Below are 16,716 nucleotides of genomic sequence, written 5' to 3'. Positions count from 1 at the left end.
GGTCGAGCGGGCTCGATGCGGGGCGGCGGCTCGCGGCCGCCGCCCCGATCGCGCTCAGGAGCTGGGGCAGGTGCTGCGGTACTCCTCGATCTCGAAGCCGCTGGGGCCCGGGCAGAGGAACTGCTCGTAGCGGGTGTCGTCGTCGACGAACCGCTTCAACCAGGCCACCGCCTGCTTCGCCGTGGGCGTGTTGACCGTCTGCGGGAAGAAGTGGCTCGCCCCGTTGAGCTCCAGGTACGCCTTCTCCGACGACGCCGGGATGCTGCTGTAGAACGGCTCGGAGTGCGACAGGACCGGGGCCACGGTGTCGGACTCACCACCGACGATCAGCGTCGGCACCCGCACGCTCGACCAGCTCTTGGTGAGGTTCCACGGCGCGAGCGGCACGGCGGCCTGCAGCGAGGGCCGCGCGGCGGCGGCCTCCAGGCTCCCCCCGCCGCCCATCGAGTGCCCCGCCACGGCGAGCCGGGTGGCGTCGATCCGGCCACGCACGGAGCTGCGCTGGACCAGGTAGTCCAGCGCGGCCAGCAACTGGCGGCCCCGGCTGTCCGGCTGGTCGAAGACGGTGTTGGTCTCGATGCCGATGACCACGAAACCGTGCGAGGCGATCCGCGGCCCGAGCCAGCTCAGGCTGGACCATCTGGCCGTGTATCCGGGCGAGATGGCGACGGCGCCGAAGGTGCCCTCGCTGGTGCTGGTCGGGTAGTAGATGACCCCGCCGCCGAATCCGGTGACGCTCAGCGACGAGACGTCCTGCGAGGCGGTGGCGAAGGGGCCGCGGCTGGCCTCCAGGATGGCGCTGGTCGGGGCCGGGCCGCGCTCGTAGGGGTTGGCCGCGGCCTGCGCGGCGGACGAGGCCGTCGCGACGCCCGTGGACGCCAGGACGGCGGCCAGGGCCAGTCGGGCCAGGACACGGACGGCGGGACGGGGGCGGGTGGTGGGTGATCGCACGTCGGGCACTCCCTGCCGGTCGGGGCAATATCGACGTAAATCAGTATTCGGGGTGCCCGGCCGGTCCCGCATCGGCGAAATCACCAGTGCGGGCCGCCCGTGTCGCGGCGGCCCACACCGGTGACGCGTCGATCAGATGATCTCCACCCCGTAGGCGCTCAGCGCCTCGGTTACCGGCTGGAAGTAGGTCGTCCCGCCGGAGGTGCAGTCGCCGCTGCCGCCCGAGGTCAGGCCCACCGCGGCGCTGCCACTGAATAGCGAGCCGCCGCTGTCGCCCGGCTCGGCGCAGACCGTGGTGCGGATCAGTCCGGTGACCGTGCCCTCGGCGTAGTTCACCGTCGCGCCGACCGCCTCGACGGTGCCGCCGTGCAGACCGGTGGTGCTGCCGGAGCGCTGCACCGACTGCCCGGCGAAGGCCTCGGCCACGCCGGTGATGTCCCGCGTGGTGCCGTCGTAGAGGTCGACGCTGCCGTCGGCGGCGGCCGGGTTGCCGTGCTGGACGATGCCGTAGTCGTCGCCGGGGAAGCTGCCGGTGCCGCCGGAGCCGAGCGGGCTGCTCTGTGCGGAGTCGGCGTACCAGTTGGCGGCGATGGCGGTGCAGTGCCCTGCGGTGAGGAAGTAGTAACTGTCGCCGCTGCGCACGTTGAAGCCGAGCGAGCAGCGTCCGCCGCCCTCGGCCCAGATGGCCTCGCCGCCGGCGGCCCGGGTGCTGAGCTTCCCGGCCTCCCGCTCGATCCGGACGGTCCCGCCGAGCCGGCCGGCAACGGTCTCGACGCGCTGGAGCTTCGCGCCGGTCACGGTGCTGTCGACGGAGACGACGACCTGGTTGGTCGCCGGGTCGGTCCACCACGCCGTGCCGGGGATCCGGGCGGAGCCGTCGAGGGTGGCGGTGGCGCGGGCCAGTTCGTCCGCGCCACGGGTGACGAGCTTCGGGGTGGCGCCGGCCGCGCGGACCTTTCGGGCGGCGGCGTCGTCGGTCACGGTGACGACCATGGCGCCGTCGGCCTGGGCGTACGCCCCGCCGGAGCGCTCGCCGAGTGCGGCGGCGAGCGCGGTGGCCTGGTCGGGGGAGGCGTTCTTCGCGGGTGCGGCCTGAGCGGGAACGCTGGTCAGCGCTCCGACGACCAGGGCGCCGGCCACCGAGAGAGCGGTGACGTGGCGCAGCGGGGACCCGGAGAGTCGCATGTGGATACCTCCATGGAGCTGAGCACGGGCCGCCCTTTCGGGCGACCCCGGGCAACCGATCGGACGGTGAGGCTCATCCGATCGGAGGCGTCGAAGTATTCATAGATTTAACATTGATTGCAAGAGTCATGGTTGGCCGGACTCGACCGCTTCTCACCCCTTGGGTCCCGACAGCCCGACGAGTGGCAAGTCAGACGATTAGCGGCTATTGGGCGAGTCTCCGCAGGTCAGCGAGCAAGGTCGGTGGCCCCGTCGGGCCGGCCCGCACACCCGTCCGACCGGATGGCGGGACAGGAGCGATTCGGTGGGAATCGGCACCGGTGGGAGTTGCTCGGGCACCCCCGGCGGGTCGGGCCGCCCGCCGGGGGTGCCCGGTCGGCGAGGTCGTTCGGGGCGCCGGCGGGGCCACGTCCGGGGCCGTCACGAACCAGGCGGACCCGGCGCGGCCCGCCGCCACCGAGCCGCCGGGGCCGAACCATGTCCCGCGAGAGTCGCCGATCGCGCCTGTGGGCGAGCACGGCGTCGTAGCGTTGTCAGTGGGCACCCTCCGTCACGGGGCCGGAGACTGAGCAGCGGGAGGCGACTGATGACCGAACCGGAGGAAGAGCAGGAGAAGACCCCCAAGACCGACCGTGTCCTCTTCTCCCCCGACGGCGACCCGCACCACACCCTCGCGGAGGCGGGGCAGCCGGACGAGCACCTGGCCGTGCGCTACCAGCACGACGGTGAGAGCGAGACGGTGGGCGACGACGAACAGCGGCCCTGACCGCGCCGGCCGGTCGGCGCGGATCGTCGTCAGCGGCTGCCCACCGCGCTCCACCCCACCCCACCTCACCTGGTGGAGCCCCGGACGGGCCGCATCAGAATGATCGCGAGCGGTCTTCATATTCCCCTTGATCGGGTTTACGCTCTGCCTCAGTCCTGAAGCGAGTCATAGTGGAGGTTCCCGTGAAGAAGATGACCGTCCGCCGCACGAGCGCGCTGCGCCTGGTGTCCGGTGCCCGTCGGCTCTGGATCGAGTGGTGCTGGTAGTTCCCGGCACGGCGGGCGCCCTCGGGCGCCCGCCACTTCGGCGACGGGCCCGGCCGTGACCGGCGAGCCGGGCGGCTACGACTGCCACCGCGCCTACGGGCCGTACGCCGGGGTCGCGGACTTCCTCGCCCGGATCGCCGCCGACCGGCCCCGCCTGGCGTCCCGCCACGAGGTCGAGCTGTACGCCATCGCGCCCCGGCTCGACCGGACGGCACGACCGGCAGCCGAAGAGGAGCCGATCCGGTTTCATCCCGCCCGGCGCACCGCCTGCCTGGCCTACGGGGCGACCGAGTTCGTGGTGGCCTGGGCGGGCAAGCTCCGGCGCCCGGTCACGGTCCGGTTCGACCACGTCGCCAGCGCCGACGAGACCACCCGCGAGCTGCTGGACGCCCTGGCCCACCGGCTCGGGCCGTCCCCGGTACGCCTGGCCCTGCGCGACGGCGGCGACCGCGAGCCGGCCCCGGCCGACCCGACGCCGGAGGCGACCCGCACGGCCCTCGGTGACGGCCTGGCCCGCGGTTTCTACCACCATGCGGCCCGAGTGGCGCGGCGCGGGCGCGCCACGGTGACCCCGGACGGCGACCTGCCGCACTGGTGGGCGTTCACCACCGGCCTGGCCACCGCCCTGGCGGCGCTCGGCGAGGCCACCGAGGCGCTCGACCTCTACCGGGAGGCGCAGGCCGCCACCGACGATCCGAAGATCACCATGTCGGCCGCGTACGCCACCGCCATGCTGTACGCCCGGCACCTGCCGGCGGCCGACCAGGACCCGGCGCAGGCCCGACTGTGGCTGGAGCGGGCGGTCCACCTCGCCGCCGGCCTGGACGACCCTCGGCAGCGGATGCTGTCCACCGTCTTCTACGAGCAGGGCCTGGCGCTGCTGGACAGCAGGGCGGGCGAGCCCGCCCGCGCGTTGCGGCTGATCGACGACGGGTTGGCCCGGCTGGCGGCGGTGCTCGGCCCCGGCGAACGCCCGCAGGACCTGGCCCGGCTGCGCCACAACCGGGCGCAGGTGCACCTGGCCCTCGGCGATCCGGCGCAGGCCCTGGCCGATCTCGACACCGTGATCGCCCACGACCCCGGCAACTGCGAGTACTACGTGGACCGGGCCGCCCTGCACCGGGCGGCGGGGCGGGACTCGGCCGCGATCCGGGACTACGACACCGCGATCCGGCTGGGACCGCACCTGCCCGAGGCGTACTACAACCGGGCCGTGCTCCAGCAGGAGCGGGGCCGCCCCGAGCGGGCGCGTGCGGACCTGGACCGGGTGCTCGCCATCGACCCCGGGCACCTCGACGCCCGGATCGCCCTGGTCAACCTGCACGTGGAAGGCGGCGCGCTCGACGCGGCCGAGGCAGGCGCGCGAGCCGGCCTGGCGCTGGTCCCGCAGGAGCCGGCGCTGCTGTGCACCCTCGGGCTGATCCGTTCGGAGCGCGGCGGCCTCGCCGAGGCCGACGAGCTGCTCACCCGGGCCCTGGCGGGAGATCCGAAGCTGGTCGAGGCGTGGACGAACCGTGCCGCCGTCCGGTTCGAGCGCGGCGACGTGGCCGCCGCCGTGGCCGACCTGGACCGGGCCGTGGCGCTGTCGGCGGCGCCGGTGCCCCGCTACAACCGGGGTACGGCGCTGATGCGGCTGCAACGGTGGGACGAGGCCGTCCAGGACTTCACCCACGCGCTCGCCCAGCCCGGCCTGGACCGGGCGCTACGGCGCGACCTGCGCGCGGAACTCGACCGCTGCCATCGCGCGATGGCCGGCTGACCGCGAGCGGGGCGGGCTGACGGTCCCGGCTGCGGCACCACGGGCGCAACCACCCGGGCGGGGCACCGGACGAAAAGCGCTTGCTGCGCGCCGTGGGCTCCGGGAGGGTGTGTCCATGACGTTCTGACGGACCGCACCCAGCTGCTCCACGGCCGCACGGCGCTGACCCGCGCCGTCGTGCCGTCCGTCCACGTCCCGCTTTCAGCGAAGTGAGCATCCTTGTCTCAGCCACCCTTCCGGCAGGGGTCCCTGCCCCGGTCCGCCCCGGCCCCGGGCTCGGCCACCGTCACCGTGTTCGCCTCCCCCACGAGCTGGATCGAGTCCGACGCCCTCACGCAGTGCCACCAGGTGGCCGCCCTCGACGGCATGATCCACGTCGCCGCCATGCCGGACCTGCACCCCGGCAAGGGCGCCCCCATCGGCGCCGCCATGGCGTCCACCGTGTTGTACCCGTTCCTGGTGGGCTCCGACATCGGTTGCGGCATCGCCGTGTTCCCACTCAAGCTCAGGCGTGTCGTGCCCGAACGACTCGCCGCCCGGTTTCCCGACCTCGACCGCGCGTTGGACCCCGAGCGTGATGCCGACGACCCGGCCTGGGCCGTCGTGACGGGCGACATTCCCGCCGGTCACGTCGAGGGCCTCGGGACGGTCGGTCGGGGTAACCACTTCGTCGAGCTGGCCCGGATCGACACCGTCCTCGAACCGGACCACGCGAACCGGCTCGGGCTCGCCGCCGGTGACCTCGTGCTCATCGTCCACAGTGGTTCCCGGGGGCTGGGCGAGCGGATCCTGCGTTCGCACACCGAGGCCCACGGCGCGGGTCCCGCCCCGGATCCCGACGCCTACCTGAGGATGCATGACGACGCCGTACGCTGGGGCTCGCTCAACCGGCGGCTCATGGCCGCCCGGGTCGCCCACGCCCTGGGAGCCGAGCCCACCGAGCCGATCGTCGACGAGTGCCACAACCTGGTCGAGGTCCGCGACGGTGTCTACCTGCACCGCAAGGGGGCGGCGCCGGGTGACGGCCGCGACGTGCTCGTCGCCGGCACGCGGGGCACCCGTTCCTACCTGGTGGCCGCCCACGCCGGACCGGACGCCAACCACTCCGTGGCGCACGGCGCGGGCCGCAAGATGTCGCGCGCCGACGCCCTGCGCCGGGGTCGGGCCAAGCACACCGTCGAGGAGCTGCGCCGCACGCCGGTGGGGTCGCTGGTGGTGTGCGGCGACCGCCAGCTGCTCTTCGAGGAGGCCCCGACCGCCTACAAGCGCATCGAGCAGGTGATCGCCGACCTCGTCGACCACGACCTGGCCACCCCCGTGGCCGCCACGGTTCCCCTGGTCACCTACAAGACGCCCGACCGCGGGTCCACTCCCCCACGGGACCGCCGGGAGCACCGCCGCGGGCGAGGCCAGCCGTGAGCATCCACCTGCTCATGTCGGCCGGGCGTGGCCCGCGCGAGTGCGCCTGGGCGCTGGCCCGGCTGCTGCGCCGACTGGAGGCCGACGGCACCCGGCAGAACCTGGCGATCCATCGGGTCGAGACCGTTCCCGGTGACCGGCCCGGCACCTACCGATCGGTCCTGGTCCGGATCACCGGGGCCGCCGCCGAGGCGTTCGCCGAGGCGTGGACCGGAACGCTGTGCTGGCAGGCGCCCAGCCCCTACCGGGCCGACGCCGGCCGGAAGAACTGGTACGTCATCGCCCGTCCGTGCCAGGTCGACACCCCCCACACGACGTTCGCGGAGACGGATGTCGAGTTCGTCGCCTGCCGCACCGGCGGCCCCGGCGGTCAACACCGGAACAAGGCCAGCACGGCGGTACGGGCGACCCACCGCCCCTCGGGGATCGTCGTCGTGGTCGACACGGAGCGGCAGCTCAGCCTCAACCGGCGCATCGCCGTGCGGCTGCTGCGACAGCGCATCGAGCGGGGCGACGAGACGGCGGAACGCGCCGTCACCACCGCCCGCTGGCGCATCCACGACGAGCTCGTACGCGGCGACCCCACCCGCGTCGAACGTCCGGAGACGTAGGGACCGCAGCTGGTCCCGCCGATCGTCGACGCCACCCGCCGACAAGCGCCCGACGCCTGCCGCACCGGGTGCCCGTCGCCGACCGCGTGGGGCGGCGGATGAGCAGGTCCGGCGCGGACTGGTTGCGGTGAGGGCTATGCGACGGCTGCTGCGAGCGCGGAGTAGGGGGCGCGGCCCAGCAGCTGACGCAGATCACCGCCGGTGCGGGACATGAACCCGGCCGCGATGGCGGAGTAGGTGCCCACCAGCATCGGCACCTGGAACGGCTCGGCGCCGGAAGCGGCAATGTGTGCGCGGGCCTGGGCGAGGGTCTCCGGCTCATAGACGACGTGTGGGCCGTGCGTCCGGGCCAGATCGGCACCGCCGATGGCCTGCTCGCCGACGAGTTCATAGCTGCGCCCCGCATGAGCGGGTGCCTCCACCGTCACACGTACTGCGGCATCGGCCAGATCCGCCCGGGTAACGGCGGCCAGTTGGCCCTCACCGAGGGGGGCAGTGATCCGTCCGTCGGCCGACGGTGCCGCGAGGCCACCCAGCAACTCCGCGTACAGGCCATTGCGCAGGATCGTCCAGTCCATGGTGCTGTCCTGGAGCCGACGCTCGGTCCAACGGTGCGCCAGTGCGTAGGGAAGGTGATCGCCGTCGGCGGTCAGGCTCGTATAGACGACATGCCCCACGCCGGCCCTCTCTGCGGCGTCGATGGCGGCACCGTGCCGGGCTATGACGGTGTCATCCTCGCCGTAGCCCGCAGAGATCATCAGCAGCACATCCACGGCCTCGAAGCCACCGACGAGGGTGCCGGGCTCGTCGAAGTCGATGCGGCGGACCGGCAGCGGGGTCTCGAGCCGCTGAGGTTCACGCGTTCCAAGGACGGTGTCGTCGCGGTCGGCCAGCCGCTCGGCGATCAGCGTGCCCAGGGCGCCGGTGGCACCAGTAACCAGGATCATCAGGGTCTTCCGTTCCGGTAGGTTCTCTTCCGTAACCGGGATCATCCTGCGGTTTCGCGCCGGGGAGCGTAAGGAGGCACTTCCATGTCAGTGGGGCACACCGGGGTAACCGCCGAACCCGTCGTCAGCTGCGGCGACGAGCACGAGGACTGCGGTATCCGCGAGGTACTCGACCGGATCGGCGACAAATGGTCGGTCCTGGTCATCGTCGAACTGGCCCAGGGCATCCGCCGTTTCCGACAGCTACAGCGCGCCATCCCTGGTATCTCCCAGCGGATGCTGACGCTCACCGTGCGCCGGTTGGAACGCGATGGCCTGGTCACCCGGACCGTGCACCCTACGGTGCCCCCGCAGGTCGAGTACGAGCTCACGACGATGGGCCACAGCCTCACCCATCTGGTCAAAGCCCTCACGGACTGGTCGGCGGAACACCGCGACGCCATCGCGCAAGCACGCCAAGAATGGGATGCCGAACATCCCGACTCCGGAATCCGGTGAACAAGCAGGTTCCAGCGGGGTGGTTGTCGATGGCCTGGACCCGCGCCCCCGGCGTCGCCGTTTGGGCGGGGGTGATCCGTCACGCGTCGCGGACGGCAGACTCCATGTTCGTCGCCGCTACGGCGGCCGACAGGCGGTCGGACCCGGTCGCGTCGCGGCTGCGGCCGGCCAACAGCCGCGTCACCAGGTCGGCCGCCTCCTGGCTGCGGAGCAGCTCGACCCGGGGCGTGTCGAGCTGCCGCGCGTCGACGTGTTCCAGCTGCCGCGCGTCGGCGTGCTCCAGCAGCTCGGACGGCACCGGCTCCTGCGATCGCAGCACGAGCGCCGGTGCGTGGCCCGACGACAGCGGCGCGGCCGCCGCGATCGCCAGGTACCGGAGGTACCCCGTCAGCCGGCTGATCAGCTGTTCGGCGAACTCCACGTCGATGCCGAGTTCCTCGCAGCCGCGCGGCGCGAGGTCGGCGTAGGACCCGCTGAGCCACCGGGCCAGCTCCCCGGCGCCGGTGGCGGCCTCGGCCTCGGCCCGGGCGCGCTCAGTGGCCTGGTCGACGACCGCCTCACCGAGACCCGGAGCCAGCTGCGTCACGGCTTTCGCGTACTCCTGCCAGAGCGACTGCGGCACCACCGGCAGCGGGTCGAAGAGGACCACCGCGGGCGGGATCGGGCCGGCGATCCGATCGGCGAACGCGACGGAGAGCCGGCATCCGGCGCAGTACCCGAGCACGGCCACCACCTCCGGTCCGAACAGGTCTGCCGTCGAGAGCCATTCCTGAAGCCGGGCCGTCGGGTCGACCGTGCCGTCGGCGTCGTCGGTCCAGGTGGTGCGGCGCGTCGCCTGGACGGTGTAACGGTCAGGAAGCAGCGGGACCAGATCGCTGAACCCGGCGGCCTCGCGGCCGGCGTCGGCACTGAAGTCGACCACGAGCACGATCTCGCTGCCGGTACCGACCCTGAGCGTATGCCACATTGGATTGTTCACGCGTTCCGCCCTCCCGCCCCGTCAGCAGCGGTTTCAGTATCGCAAAAATTGCGCTGAGTAACTCCCGATGCGGAAGCCGGGACGACAGTATCAGCGACTTCCCAACCCCCGCGCCGCCGTCTATATTGGCCATGCCAACCGGGCCGACTGTCAGGACGGCGGGGTGCCCACGTGGCGAGCGTCGGGCAGACCACTATCGCGACAAGGGAATCTGAATGCCAGCGGTTGTAGAAATCCGCGAGTTGGTCCGCACGTACCGAACACGGCGCAAGGCCGAAGAGACCGTCGCGCTCGGTGGCGTCACGCTGACCGTCGATGACAGCGAAGTACTCGGCCTGCTGGGGCCGAACGGAGCAGGCAAGACCACGCTTGTCAAGATCCTCTCCACCGTCCTCCTGCCTACCTCCGGTACCGCGAGGGTGCTCGGGAAAGACCTGGTCAGCGCCCCGCAGACGGTCCGGGAGAACGTCGGCGTCGTATTCGGTGGCGAGCGGGGCCTGTATCCCCGGATCAGCGCGCGACAGAATCTCGCCTTCTGGGCCGCGCTTTACCGGCTGGACCGCCGCACCGCCCAGAACCGCTGCTCCGAACTGCTTGAGCGGATGGGGCTCGCCGACCGGGCGGATGAACCCGTGGAGACATTCTCCCGGGGAATGAAACAGCGACTGCACCTTGCGCGTGGGCTGATACACGGCCCCCGAATTCTGTTCCTCGACGAACCGACAACCGGTATGGATCCGGTCGCCGCCCGTGATTTCCGCGCACTCGTGCGGGAACTGCGGCAGGAAGGGCGTACCGTTTTCCTCACCACGCATGACATGGCCGAGGCCGAGGCCCTCTGTGACCGGGTCACCCTCATCGACCACGGCCGGCTCGTGCTCGACGAACCGACCAGGCACATCGGCCGGTACCTGGACGCCCGCGAGTGCGTCGACTTCACCTGCGACGACCCGGCGGTGCTGGCCCAGGTGCCGGAGCTGGCGTTCGTGGAGAGCGTCGAACCACGGGACGGCGGCCACCGGGCGCTGCTGAGGGAACCCGCGGACGTGGCACGGCTGCTGGTGTGGCTGATCGAGCGGGGTGTGCTGTCGGCGCGCCGGAGCGAGCCCACGCTCGAGGACGTGTACCTGCGACTGATCGGCACGAGAGCGATGTCGGTGTGAACGCGCTACGCGTCATCGCCGCAGCCTTCCGGTTGCAGCTCGCCATCACCCGACGCAGCCCGGGCCACCTGATGATCCTGCTGACCTCGCCGCTGTTCAGCGTCATCTTCCTGTCGCTCGTCGTGAGCGGCCAGCGGTCGGGGACGCTGGTGAACGGCGTACTCGCGCCGGGCCTGATCGGGCTCTGGCTGATGTCGCTGGACCTGGCCGCCTCGATCATCGAGGAGGAACGGTGGGCCGGGCGGATGGAGCTTCTGGTCGCCTCGCTGACCCCGGTGAGTCTCGTGGTGTTCGGGCGGATCGGAGTCGTCATCCTGGCCGGCGCGCTGACCTTCTTCGAATCGTGGTTGGTGGCGGTCGTCGGATTCGGAGCCGACGTACCACTCGAACGACCTGGCGTGTTCGTCGTGGCCATCCTGGCCACCTGCTTCGCGATGGCCGGCACCGCCACCCTGCTCGCCGCCGTGTTCATCAAGTCGCGGGCGCTGCACGTGTTCCAGAACGCGCTCACCTACCCGTTCTACATTCTCGGCGGGGTCCTGGTGCCGGTCGCGCTCCTGCCGGGCTGGCTTGAACCGCTCAGCCGGGTCATCTTCCTGTCGTGGAGCGCCGACCTGCTGCGCGGCTCGATGAGCGGGAACCTGCCGGACGCGTGGCCGGCCTGGATCGCCATGACCATCGGTCTCGGCGCGGCGGCACTGGTCGCCGGGTTCCTGCTGATCAACCGGATCATCGATCAGAGCCGCGAGACCGCACACGTGGGACACTCATGAACAGCCCTTCTTCTCTCGGAACCTCTTCGCCGGGCACCGGCTGGCTGCGCCTCGGGCACCAGTCGCTGCTGTTCTCGATCGCGGAGATGCGGACGGTGCACACCTGGCGCACCTGGCTGTTCGGCTGGGTGGCGCGGCTGCTGACGCAGGTGACGTTCTTCGCGTTGATCGGGAAGTTCGTCGCCAACGACGCCACCATGCAGTTCGTGCTGGTGGGCAACATCGTCGCGCTGTCGTGCCTGGAGTCGATGATCGTCGTGCTGACAATGGCCGGTGAGCGCCGGCTGGGCACCCTGCCGCTGCTCGCGATAGCCCCGACCAGCCACGTGCCCGTGTACCTCGGGCGCGGCCTGCACTGGCTCGCCAGCGGCATCGCCAGCTCTGTCATCGGCTGGCTCGTCCTGCCGCCGCTGCTGGGCGTGCCGCTGCCATGGCCGGAGGCGTTGCCCGCGGTGGCGATGATCCTCCTCGTCGCGGTCAGCTGCTACTGCTACGGCTGCTTCCTGGCCGGTCTCGCCGTGCGTTACCGCAGCCTGCAGGTGATCGTGCTGAACCTCGGCTACCTGCCCATCATGGCGTTCTGCGGCGTGAACGTGCCGATCTCCTTCTGGCCCGCCTGGCTGCAACCGGTCCTCCACCTGTTCCCGTTGACCAACGGCCTGCAGGCCATCCGTGCCGTTCTCGCCGGCGGCACCTGGTCCGAGGTGTGGCCGAAGCTCGCGCTGGAGGCGCTCGTCGGCATCGGCTGGTTCGCCCTGGCCACCGTCTCGATCAACCGGGTGGTCACCAAGGGTCGCGCAGACGGCAGCCTGGAGTTCGGAAGCTGAGAGGCGCCATTTCTACCCGGACGACGAGATCGGCAGGTTCGCTGCCGGTTGGGTCGACGGCAGGGACTAGGGAGAGTGCTCCGAAAATGAACCAGCCCATCAGCGACGCCCGTCAGTTGGCCGACACGATGCGGGCGTTCTCAGTCAGCCGTCTGCTCACGACCGCGGTGACCAGCGGGGTCGTCAACGCCGTCGCCGAGGCGGAGCCGGCAACCGGCGCGGACCTCGCCACGAACCTCAAGCTGGCCGCGCCCCACCTGGACCGGTTGGTGTCCGCGCTCGTCGCCGTCGGCGTTCTCGAACGGCACAAGGGCGGCGCAGTGAGCCTGACCCCGGTGGGCAGGCTCCTCGCGGACGGCGAGGGAGGCTCGCTGGCCCCGATGGCGCGGATGCTGCACGAGGAGGGCTGGTCGGCGTGGGCCGACTTCCCCCGGTGGCTGGAGCGGTCCGAATCCGGCGATGACGTGTTCGACGCCTTCGACGCGGAACCGGAGACGTACGAGGTCTTCGAGCGGCAGATGCGCACCGGCACGGCCCGCCACGCGGCGGGTGTGGCGGCGGCGGCGGGACTCACCGGCGACGAGTCCCTCCTCGACGTGGGAGGAGGATCGGGAGGGATGGCGCGCGCGTTCCTCGCCGCGTACGACGGCGTACACGTCACAGTCGGGGACCGTCCCTATGCGCGCGCCGGCGCTCTGGCGTACCTCAGCGATGTCGCTCGCGACCGGTGGCGCTTCGTCGACCTCGACTTCTTCGAGGCGGTTCCCCCCGGACACGACGTCTATCTGCTGTCGCGGATCCTGCACGACTGGAATGACGACAAGGCCCGCCGGATCGTGCGGGCCTGCGCGGACGCCATGTCGGACGCGGGCCGCCTGCTGATCTTCGAGCGCTCGGTGGCCGGCGCCATGACGGCCTCGTTGGCGATGGCCGACCTGAACACCGGCCTCATGTGCGGTGGCCGCGAGCGGGGCCTGGCCGAGTTCTCCGACCTGCTCGCCGCCGAGGGGTTACGGGTGACCCGCACCGTCCCCGTCTCCGGCGACCACTGGCTCATCGAGGCACGCGTCGACACGGCCGGGCGGTAGGCGCGGTAAGCGGTGGGGCGTCATGACGCCGAAGGGGCACCCAGGCGCTCCACCGCCGCCCGCAGCAGGGTCGGGTCGGTGGCGTAGTTCCAGCGGACGAAGCCGTCGTAGCCGGAGCCGAACTCCGTACCCCCGACGACGTCGACGCCGCGCTCGGCGAACCACCTGCCAGCGGGCCCCGACGGGTCCAGGCCACGACAGTCGATCCAGGCCAGGAAGCCGGCCGTGGGCCGCATGACCGTCAGGCCGGGTACCGTCGCCAGCTCGGCCAGCAGCGTCGCCCGCAGCCGGCGCAACTCCGCGACGAGCTGGTCGAGCCAGGCGGCCTCCGCCGTGTACAGATGCACCATCATCGCGTCGGTGACGAGGGAGCCGGGGTGCACTCCCCAGGTGTTGAGCTGTCCGCGTACGGCCCGGGTGACGGCCTCGTCGCCGCCGATGACGAATGACGACGGCACCCCGGAGACGTTGAAGGTCTTGCCGGGGCTGGAGACGATCACGACCTCGGCCCCGGACCGGACGGAGATGGCCGGCGTGTGCGTGCGGTCCGCGTCCAGTACGAGATCGCTGTGGACCTCGTCGCTGACGACGGCGACGCCGTGGCCGGCGCACAGTCGTAGCAGCTCGTCGAGCTCCACGGCGTCCCACACCCGGCCCAGGGGGTTCTGCGGGCTGCACAGCAGGATGGCCCGGGGCCGGTGCCTGCGCAGCACCGCGTCGAGCGCGGCGAGGTCCCGGCGGTAGGTGCCGTCGACGAGCGACAGCGGCGCGGGCACGCAGGAGGCGCCGACGGCTGCGGCGGCGTTGCGGAATCCGCCGTACACCGGGGGCTCGACGACGACCGTCCGCCCGCCGCAGCCCAGTGCGGCCAGCACCGCCCGAAGCGTCACCTTCGGCGGCAGGGCGGCGGTGAGCACGTGGTTCGGTGCGACGGTCACCCGGTGACGGTCGGCGTACCAGGCGGTGACGGCCTCCAACACCGCCGGATCCTGGTACGTGTACCCCCAGGTGGACTGCGCCAACGCCCGGGACAGCGCCGGCCCGAGCCCCGGCGGGCTGCTGATGTCCATGTCGGCGATGGTGAACGGGAGATTCCGCGGTTCGCTCAGGAGATCCCACTTCACCGAGCGGGTCCCCCGACGGTCGTTCATCTGCCTTCCGGGGACAGGACCAACCGCCGCGCCAGCGACCGCACCAGCTCGTCGAGGTCGGCGTCACTGATCGTGTCCGCGCGCCCGACCGCCTCCAACCGGAGCTCGCGCTCTCCGAACCGCAGCCACACGCTGACGTCGAACAGCGCCTCCTGCGGCAGGGCCACCCTCGGCCGCAGCGGCACCTGGCCCAGCCGAAGCTGCGGTTCGCTCTCGGCGGCGAGGTACAACACCCGGGGCGGCTTCTCGGCCCCGAGTGCCCGTCCGATCTCGTTCAGCCGCAGCCCGGTGTGGGCGCGTCCGTCGGTGACCGCCTGCTTGACGATCTGGTCGTTGACGGCGACCGGCCCCGCCGGGTCGATCTCGACCCGGACCGGGACCACCGTCGACAGATTTCCGACCACGTCGGCGAAGGCGTCGATCGGGCGGCCCGCCACCGGCGTCAGCGCGAAGACAGGACCCGGTCCCAGCGCCTCCTGGAGGTGGTACGCCGCTGCCCGGACCAACAGCATGGGGGCGGTCAGCTTGGTGTCGGCGATCTCCCGCTCGAGCGCCTCCCGCAGGTCCGTGACGTCGAGGGAGGCCCGCACCGCGGCCGTCCGCCGCGACTGCGGCTGACCGCGCCGGACCGGTTGGTCGGGCACCGACCCCAGGTACCGCCGCCAGAAGGTGACGAGCTCCTCCTTCGCCGCCGGGGTGTCCCAGTGCGTGCGGCGCCAGGCGAGGTAGTCGGCGTACTGCCACGGCGACGTGCCCGTCAGCGCGTCGCCGTCGCGGTAGAGCTGCTCGAGCTCCTGCAGGATGACGAGCATGGAGACGCCGTCGACGGCGAGATGGTCCGCGTCGACGAACAACACGTCCCCGTCCGGGGCGCGGACAACACCCCACCGCAGCATGGGTCCCCGTCGCAGGTCGAAGGGCCTGGCCGCGTGCGCCCTCAGCCAGCCGCCGAGCCCCTCGGGGGTCAGGCCCGACGGCTGCGCCGTCAGGCTGCCCGACACCGTCTCCGCGCCGTGCACGACCACCTCGCCGGTCTCGTAACGCAGCACCGTGCGCAGGATGTCGTGCCGTGCCACGATCTCGGTGAACGCACGGGTGAGCCGATCGAGGTCCAGGCTCTCACCGACCGCGTGGAACGCGACCTGGACCGCGGGACGCCCGCCGGTGTCGGGCTTCTCAAGCAGCCGAAGGTGCCGGTCCGACGCCGCTCCCGGGCCTCCCGGCGCCGGCCTCGGCAGCCGCCGCAGAGGGCCCTCGCTGTCGGCGGCCAGGCTGGCCACCTGGGACAGGAACTCGTCCCGGCGAGGGCGGTCGAGCACCTGGTCGATCGTGACCAGCAGCCCCAGTTCCCGGCGTATCCGGGTCGCCAGCAGCGCGGCGGTCAGCGACGGGGACCCGGCCTCGAAGAGGTCGTCGTACGGGCCGACGACCTCCCCCCACAGGACACCGACCCGTTCGACGAGGTCGACCGAGGCACGCACCGACCTACTCCCCCTCGGCCGCGGGGCTGTCGAGAGCCTCGATGGTGAGGACCGTGCCGGGCGGGGCGTCGGCCGCGCTCACGCCCCGACCACGCACCTCGCCCAGCTCCCACAGGTCGAGCGAGCTACCGGGGTAGATGATCCACTCGCCGTCCTCACGTTCCATCATCCGCCGCCAGAGCACGGCCTCGACGCTGTGTCCGGGCCAGCTCACCCGGTAGCGGCGCCCCTTGTTGTTGATGTCGCCCTCCGGCCAGGGGAACTTGAGGTTGCCGAAGTTGTCGACGTGGACGACGAGCTTGCTCGTCCGCTCGGCGCGACGCAGGCGCTCCAGCGGGAACGGGTTCCCGAGGTCGGCGAGAGCCGCGCCGGCGGCCAGCTTCCCCACGGCCGGGGCGTGGACGTACTTCCCACCGAACGGAACGAAGCCCGGGTCGTGCAGCTCGTACAGCTCCTCGCAGCCGAACTCGTCCACCAGCCAGCCGGCGACACCGGTGTTCGTCCCCTCGAAGAGGATGTCCTTGTGCTTGGTGCGGCCGACGATCCGCTCGGTCCGGAGCTTCAGCGGGTTGACGACGAAGCTGATGATCGTCTCTGGCGGGTAGGCCTCGGCCATCATGCGAACCGCGAACGCGGCGTTGATCACGGACATCGGGTGGGTGAAGACGGTCGGTTCGATCGCCAGCGGCGCCCCGTCCGCCGCCGCCCACATCGCGCCCCGCATTTCCGCGAAGGCGAGATCGTTGCAGTCGGTCACAAGCACAATGGGTCTGGTCATCGTTCTACTTCCGAAGCTGAGAGGTTGTTGACAGGTGATCGCGTAACGGTGGTCGTGGTGCGGTGCGTCAGCCG

General features: G+C 71.8%; 16 protein-coding genes. 9 read left to right on the top strand and 7 right to left on the bottom strand.

All coding sequences use genetic code 11. From position 1 onward, the window contains the following. Nucleotides 1-54: 54 nt before the first annotated feature. Nucleotides 55-951: an alpha/beta hydrolase family protein gene (locus GVV04_RS24440; RefSeq protein WP_328822547.1), complete on the bottom strand. Its 897-nt coding sequence runs from the start codon at nucleotides 949-951 to the stop codon at nucleotides 55-57. A gap of 132 nt (nucleotides 952-1,083) precedes the next feature. Continuing rightward, nucleotides 1,084-2,136, bottom strand: coding sequence for a S1 family peptidase (locus tag GVV04_RS24435; protein WP_161690846.1), 1,053 nt, complete (start codon nucleotides 2,134-2,136; stop codon nucleotides 1,084-1,086). 586 nt (nucleotides 2,137-2,722) lie between these two features. On the opposite strand from GVV04_RS24435, the gene GVV04_RS24430 reads away from it, so the two are divergent. From GVV04_RS24430 to prfH, 4 genes are all read left to right on the top strand, one after another. Further along, a complete protein-coding gene (locus tag GVV04_RS24430) occupies nucleotides 2,723-2,902 on the top strand; it encodes a hypothetical protein (RefSeq protein WP_161690845.1) in 180 nt (59 codons plus the stop codon). A gap of 321 nt (nucleotides 2,903-3,223) precedes the next feature. After that, nucleotides 3,224-4,927, top strand: a complete 1,704-nt coding sequence (locus GVV04_RS34520) for a tetratricopeptide repeat protein (protein ID WP_161690843.1) — start codon at nucleotides 3,224-3,226, stop codon at nucleotides 4,925-4,927. A 219-nt stretch (nucleotides 4,928-5,146) separates the two neighbouring features. Next, nucleotides 5,147-6,346 (top strand): RNA ligase RtcB family protein, encoded by a 1,200-nt coding sequence (locus GVV04_RS24420; protein ID WP_407938832.1) that lies wholly within the window; start codon nucleotides 5,147-5,149, stop codon nucleotides 6,344-6,346. Continuing rightward, nucleotides 6,343-6,957: a peptide chain release factor H gene (gene prfH, locus GVV04_RS24415; protein WP_161690841.1), complete on the top strand. Its 615-nt coding sequence runs from the start codon at nucleotides 6,343-6,345 to the stop codon at nucleotides 6,955-6,957. The genes GVV04_RS24420 and prfH overlap by 4 nt, the downstream gene beginning before the upstream one ends. Before the next feature lie 134 nt (nucleotides 6,958-7,091). Here the strand turns inward: prfH and GVV04_RS24410 are convergent, their stop codons facing one another. Further along, entirely contained in the window at nucleotides 7,092-7,949 is an 858-nt protein-coding gene (locus GVV04_RS24410; protein ID WP_201754080.1) for an NAD(P)H-binding protein, read from the bottom strand. 39 nt (nucleotides 7,950-7,988) lie between these two features. Here GVV04_RS24410 and GVV04_RS24405 point away from each other — a divergent pair, with 39 nt between their 5' ends. Then, nucleotides 7,989-8,402 carry a winged helix-turn-helix transcriptional regulator gene (locus GVV04_RS24405; RefSeq protein WP_161690839.1) on the top strand — a complete coding sequence of 138 codons (414 nt, stop codon included), beginning with the start codon at nucleotides 7,989-7,991 and terminating at the stop codon, nucleotides 8,400-8,402. Nucleotides 8,403-8,481: 79 nt separating this feature from the next. On the opposite strand, the gene GVV04_RS24400 is transcribed toward GVV04_RS24405, so the two are convergent. Then, on the bottom strand, nucleotides 8,482-9,381 hold the full coding sequence (locus GVV04_RS24400; protein WP_161690837.1) for a hypothetical protein: 900 nt from the start codon (nucleotides 9,379-9,381) through the stop codon (nucleotides 8,482-8,484). A 215-nt stretch (nucleotides 9,382-9,596) separates the two neighbouring features. Between GVV04_RS24400 and GVV04_RS24395 the strand changes: the two genes are divergently transcribed. The 4 genes from GVV04_RS24395 (at nucleotide 9,597) to GVV04_RS24380 (ending at nucleotide 13,232) form a co-directional block, all read left to right on the top strand. Further along, nucleotides 9,597-10,544, top strand: a complete 948-nt coding sequence (locus GVV04_RS24395; RefSeq protein ID WP_161690835.1) for an ABC transporter ATP-binding protein — start codon at nucleotides 9,597-9,599, stop codon at nucleotides 10,542-10,544. Beyond that, entirely contained in the window at nucleotides 10,541-11,317 is a 777-nt protein-coding gene (locus GVV04_RS24390; protein WP_161690833.1) for an ABC transporter permease, read from the top strand. The genes GVV04_RS24395 and GVV04_RS24390 overlap by 4 nt, the downstream gene beginning before the upstream one ends. Beyond that, complete coding sequence (locus GVV04_RS24385) at nucleotides 11,314-12,144, top strand: ABC transporter permease (RefSeq protein ID WP_161690831.1); 831 nt, start codon at nucleotides 11,314-11,316, stop codon at nucleotides 12,142-12,144. The genes GVV04_RS24390 and GVV04_RS24385 overlap by 4 nt, the downstream gene beginning before the upstream one ends. An 86-nt stretch (nucleotides 12,145-12,230) precedes the next feature. After that, nucleotides 12,231-13,232, top strand: a complete 1,002-nt coding sequence (locus GVV04_RS24380; RefSeq protein ID WP_161690829.1) for a methyltransferase — start codon at nucleotides 12,231-12,233, stop codon at nucleotides 13,230-13,232. A 20-nt stretch (nucleotides 13,233-13,252) separates the two neighbouring features. Here the strand turns inward: GVV04_RS24380 and GVV04_RS24375 are convergent, their stop codons facing one another. The 3 genes from GVV04_RS24375 to GVV04_RS24365 form a co-directional block, all read right to left on the bottom strand. Then, a complete protein-coding gene (locus GVV04_RS24375; RefSeq protein WP_161690827.1) occupies nucleotides 13,253-14,302 on the bottom strand; it encodes an aminotransferase class I/II-fold pyridoxal phosphate-dependent enzyme in 1,050 nt (349 codons plus the stop codon). A 77-nt stretch (nucleotides 14,303-14,379) separates the two neighbouring features. Beyond that, nucleotides 14,380-15,864 carry a condensation domain-containing protein gene (locus tag GVV04_RS24370; protein WP_161690825.1) on the bottom strand — a complete coding sequence of 495 codons (1,485 nt, stop codon included), beginning with the start codon at nucleotides 15,862-15,864 and terminating at the stop codon, nucleotides 14,380-14,382. Nucleotides 15,865-15,868: 4 nt separating this feature from the next. Next, nucleotides 15,869-16,642, bottom strand: coding sequence for an SAM-dependent chlorinase/fluorinase (locus GVV04_RS24365; RefSeq protein WP_161690824.1), 774 nt, complete (start codon nucleotides 16,640-16,642; stop codon nucleotides 15,869-15,871). Nucleotides 16,643-16,716 lie beyond the last annotated feature (74 nt).

It is taken from the genome of Micromonospora rubida, assembly GCF_009908295.1.
Taxonomy (GTDB): domain Bacteria; phylum Actinomycetota; class Actinomycetes; order Mycobacteriales; family Micromonosporaceae; genus Micromonospora; species Micromonospora rubida.
This window is presented reverse-complemented; position numbering and strand designations above follow the sequence as displayed.

Coding starts and splice junctions, on each gene's coding strand:
- GVV04_RS24385 (WP_161690831.1), top strand. CDS start 11,314: ATGAACAGCCCTTCTTCTCTCGGAACCTCTTCGCCGGGCACCGGCTGG.
- GVV04_RS24405 (WP_161690839.1), top strand. CDS start 7,989: ATGTCAGTGGGGCACACCGGGGTAACCGCCGAACCCGTCGTCAGCTGC.
- GVV04_RS24380 (WP_161690829.1), top strand. CDS start 12,231: ATGAACCAGCCCATCAGCGACGCCCGTCAGTTGGCCGACACGATGCGG.
- GVV04_RS24430 (WP_161690845.1), top strand. CDS start 2,723: ATGACCGAACCGGAGGAAGAGCAGGAGAAGACCCCCAAGACCGACCGT.
- GVV04_RS24395 (WP_161690835.1), top strand. CDS start 9,597: ATGCCAGCGGTTGTAGAAATCCGCGAGTTGGTCCGCACGTACCGAACA.
- GVV04_RS24375 (WP_161690827.1), bottom strand. CDS start 14,302: ATGGACATCAGCAGCCCGCCGGGGCTCGGGCCGGCGCTGTCCCGGGCG.
- GVV04_RS24435 (WP_161690846.1), bottom strand. CDS start 2,136: ATGCGACTCTCCGGGTCCCCGCTGCGCCACGTCACCGCTCTCTCGGTG.
- GVV04_RS24410 (WP_201754080.1), bottom strand. CDS start 7,949: ATGATCCCGGTTACGGAAGAGAACCTACCGGAACGGAAGACCCTGATG.
- GVV04_RS24365 (WP_161690824.1), bottom strand. CDS start 16,642: ATGACCAGACCCATTGTGCTTGTGACCGACTGCAACGATCTCGCCTTC.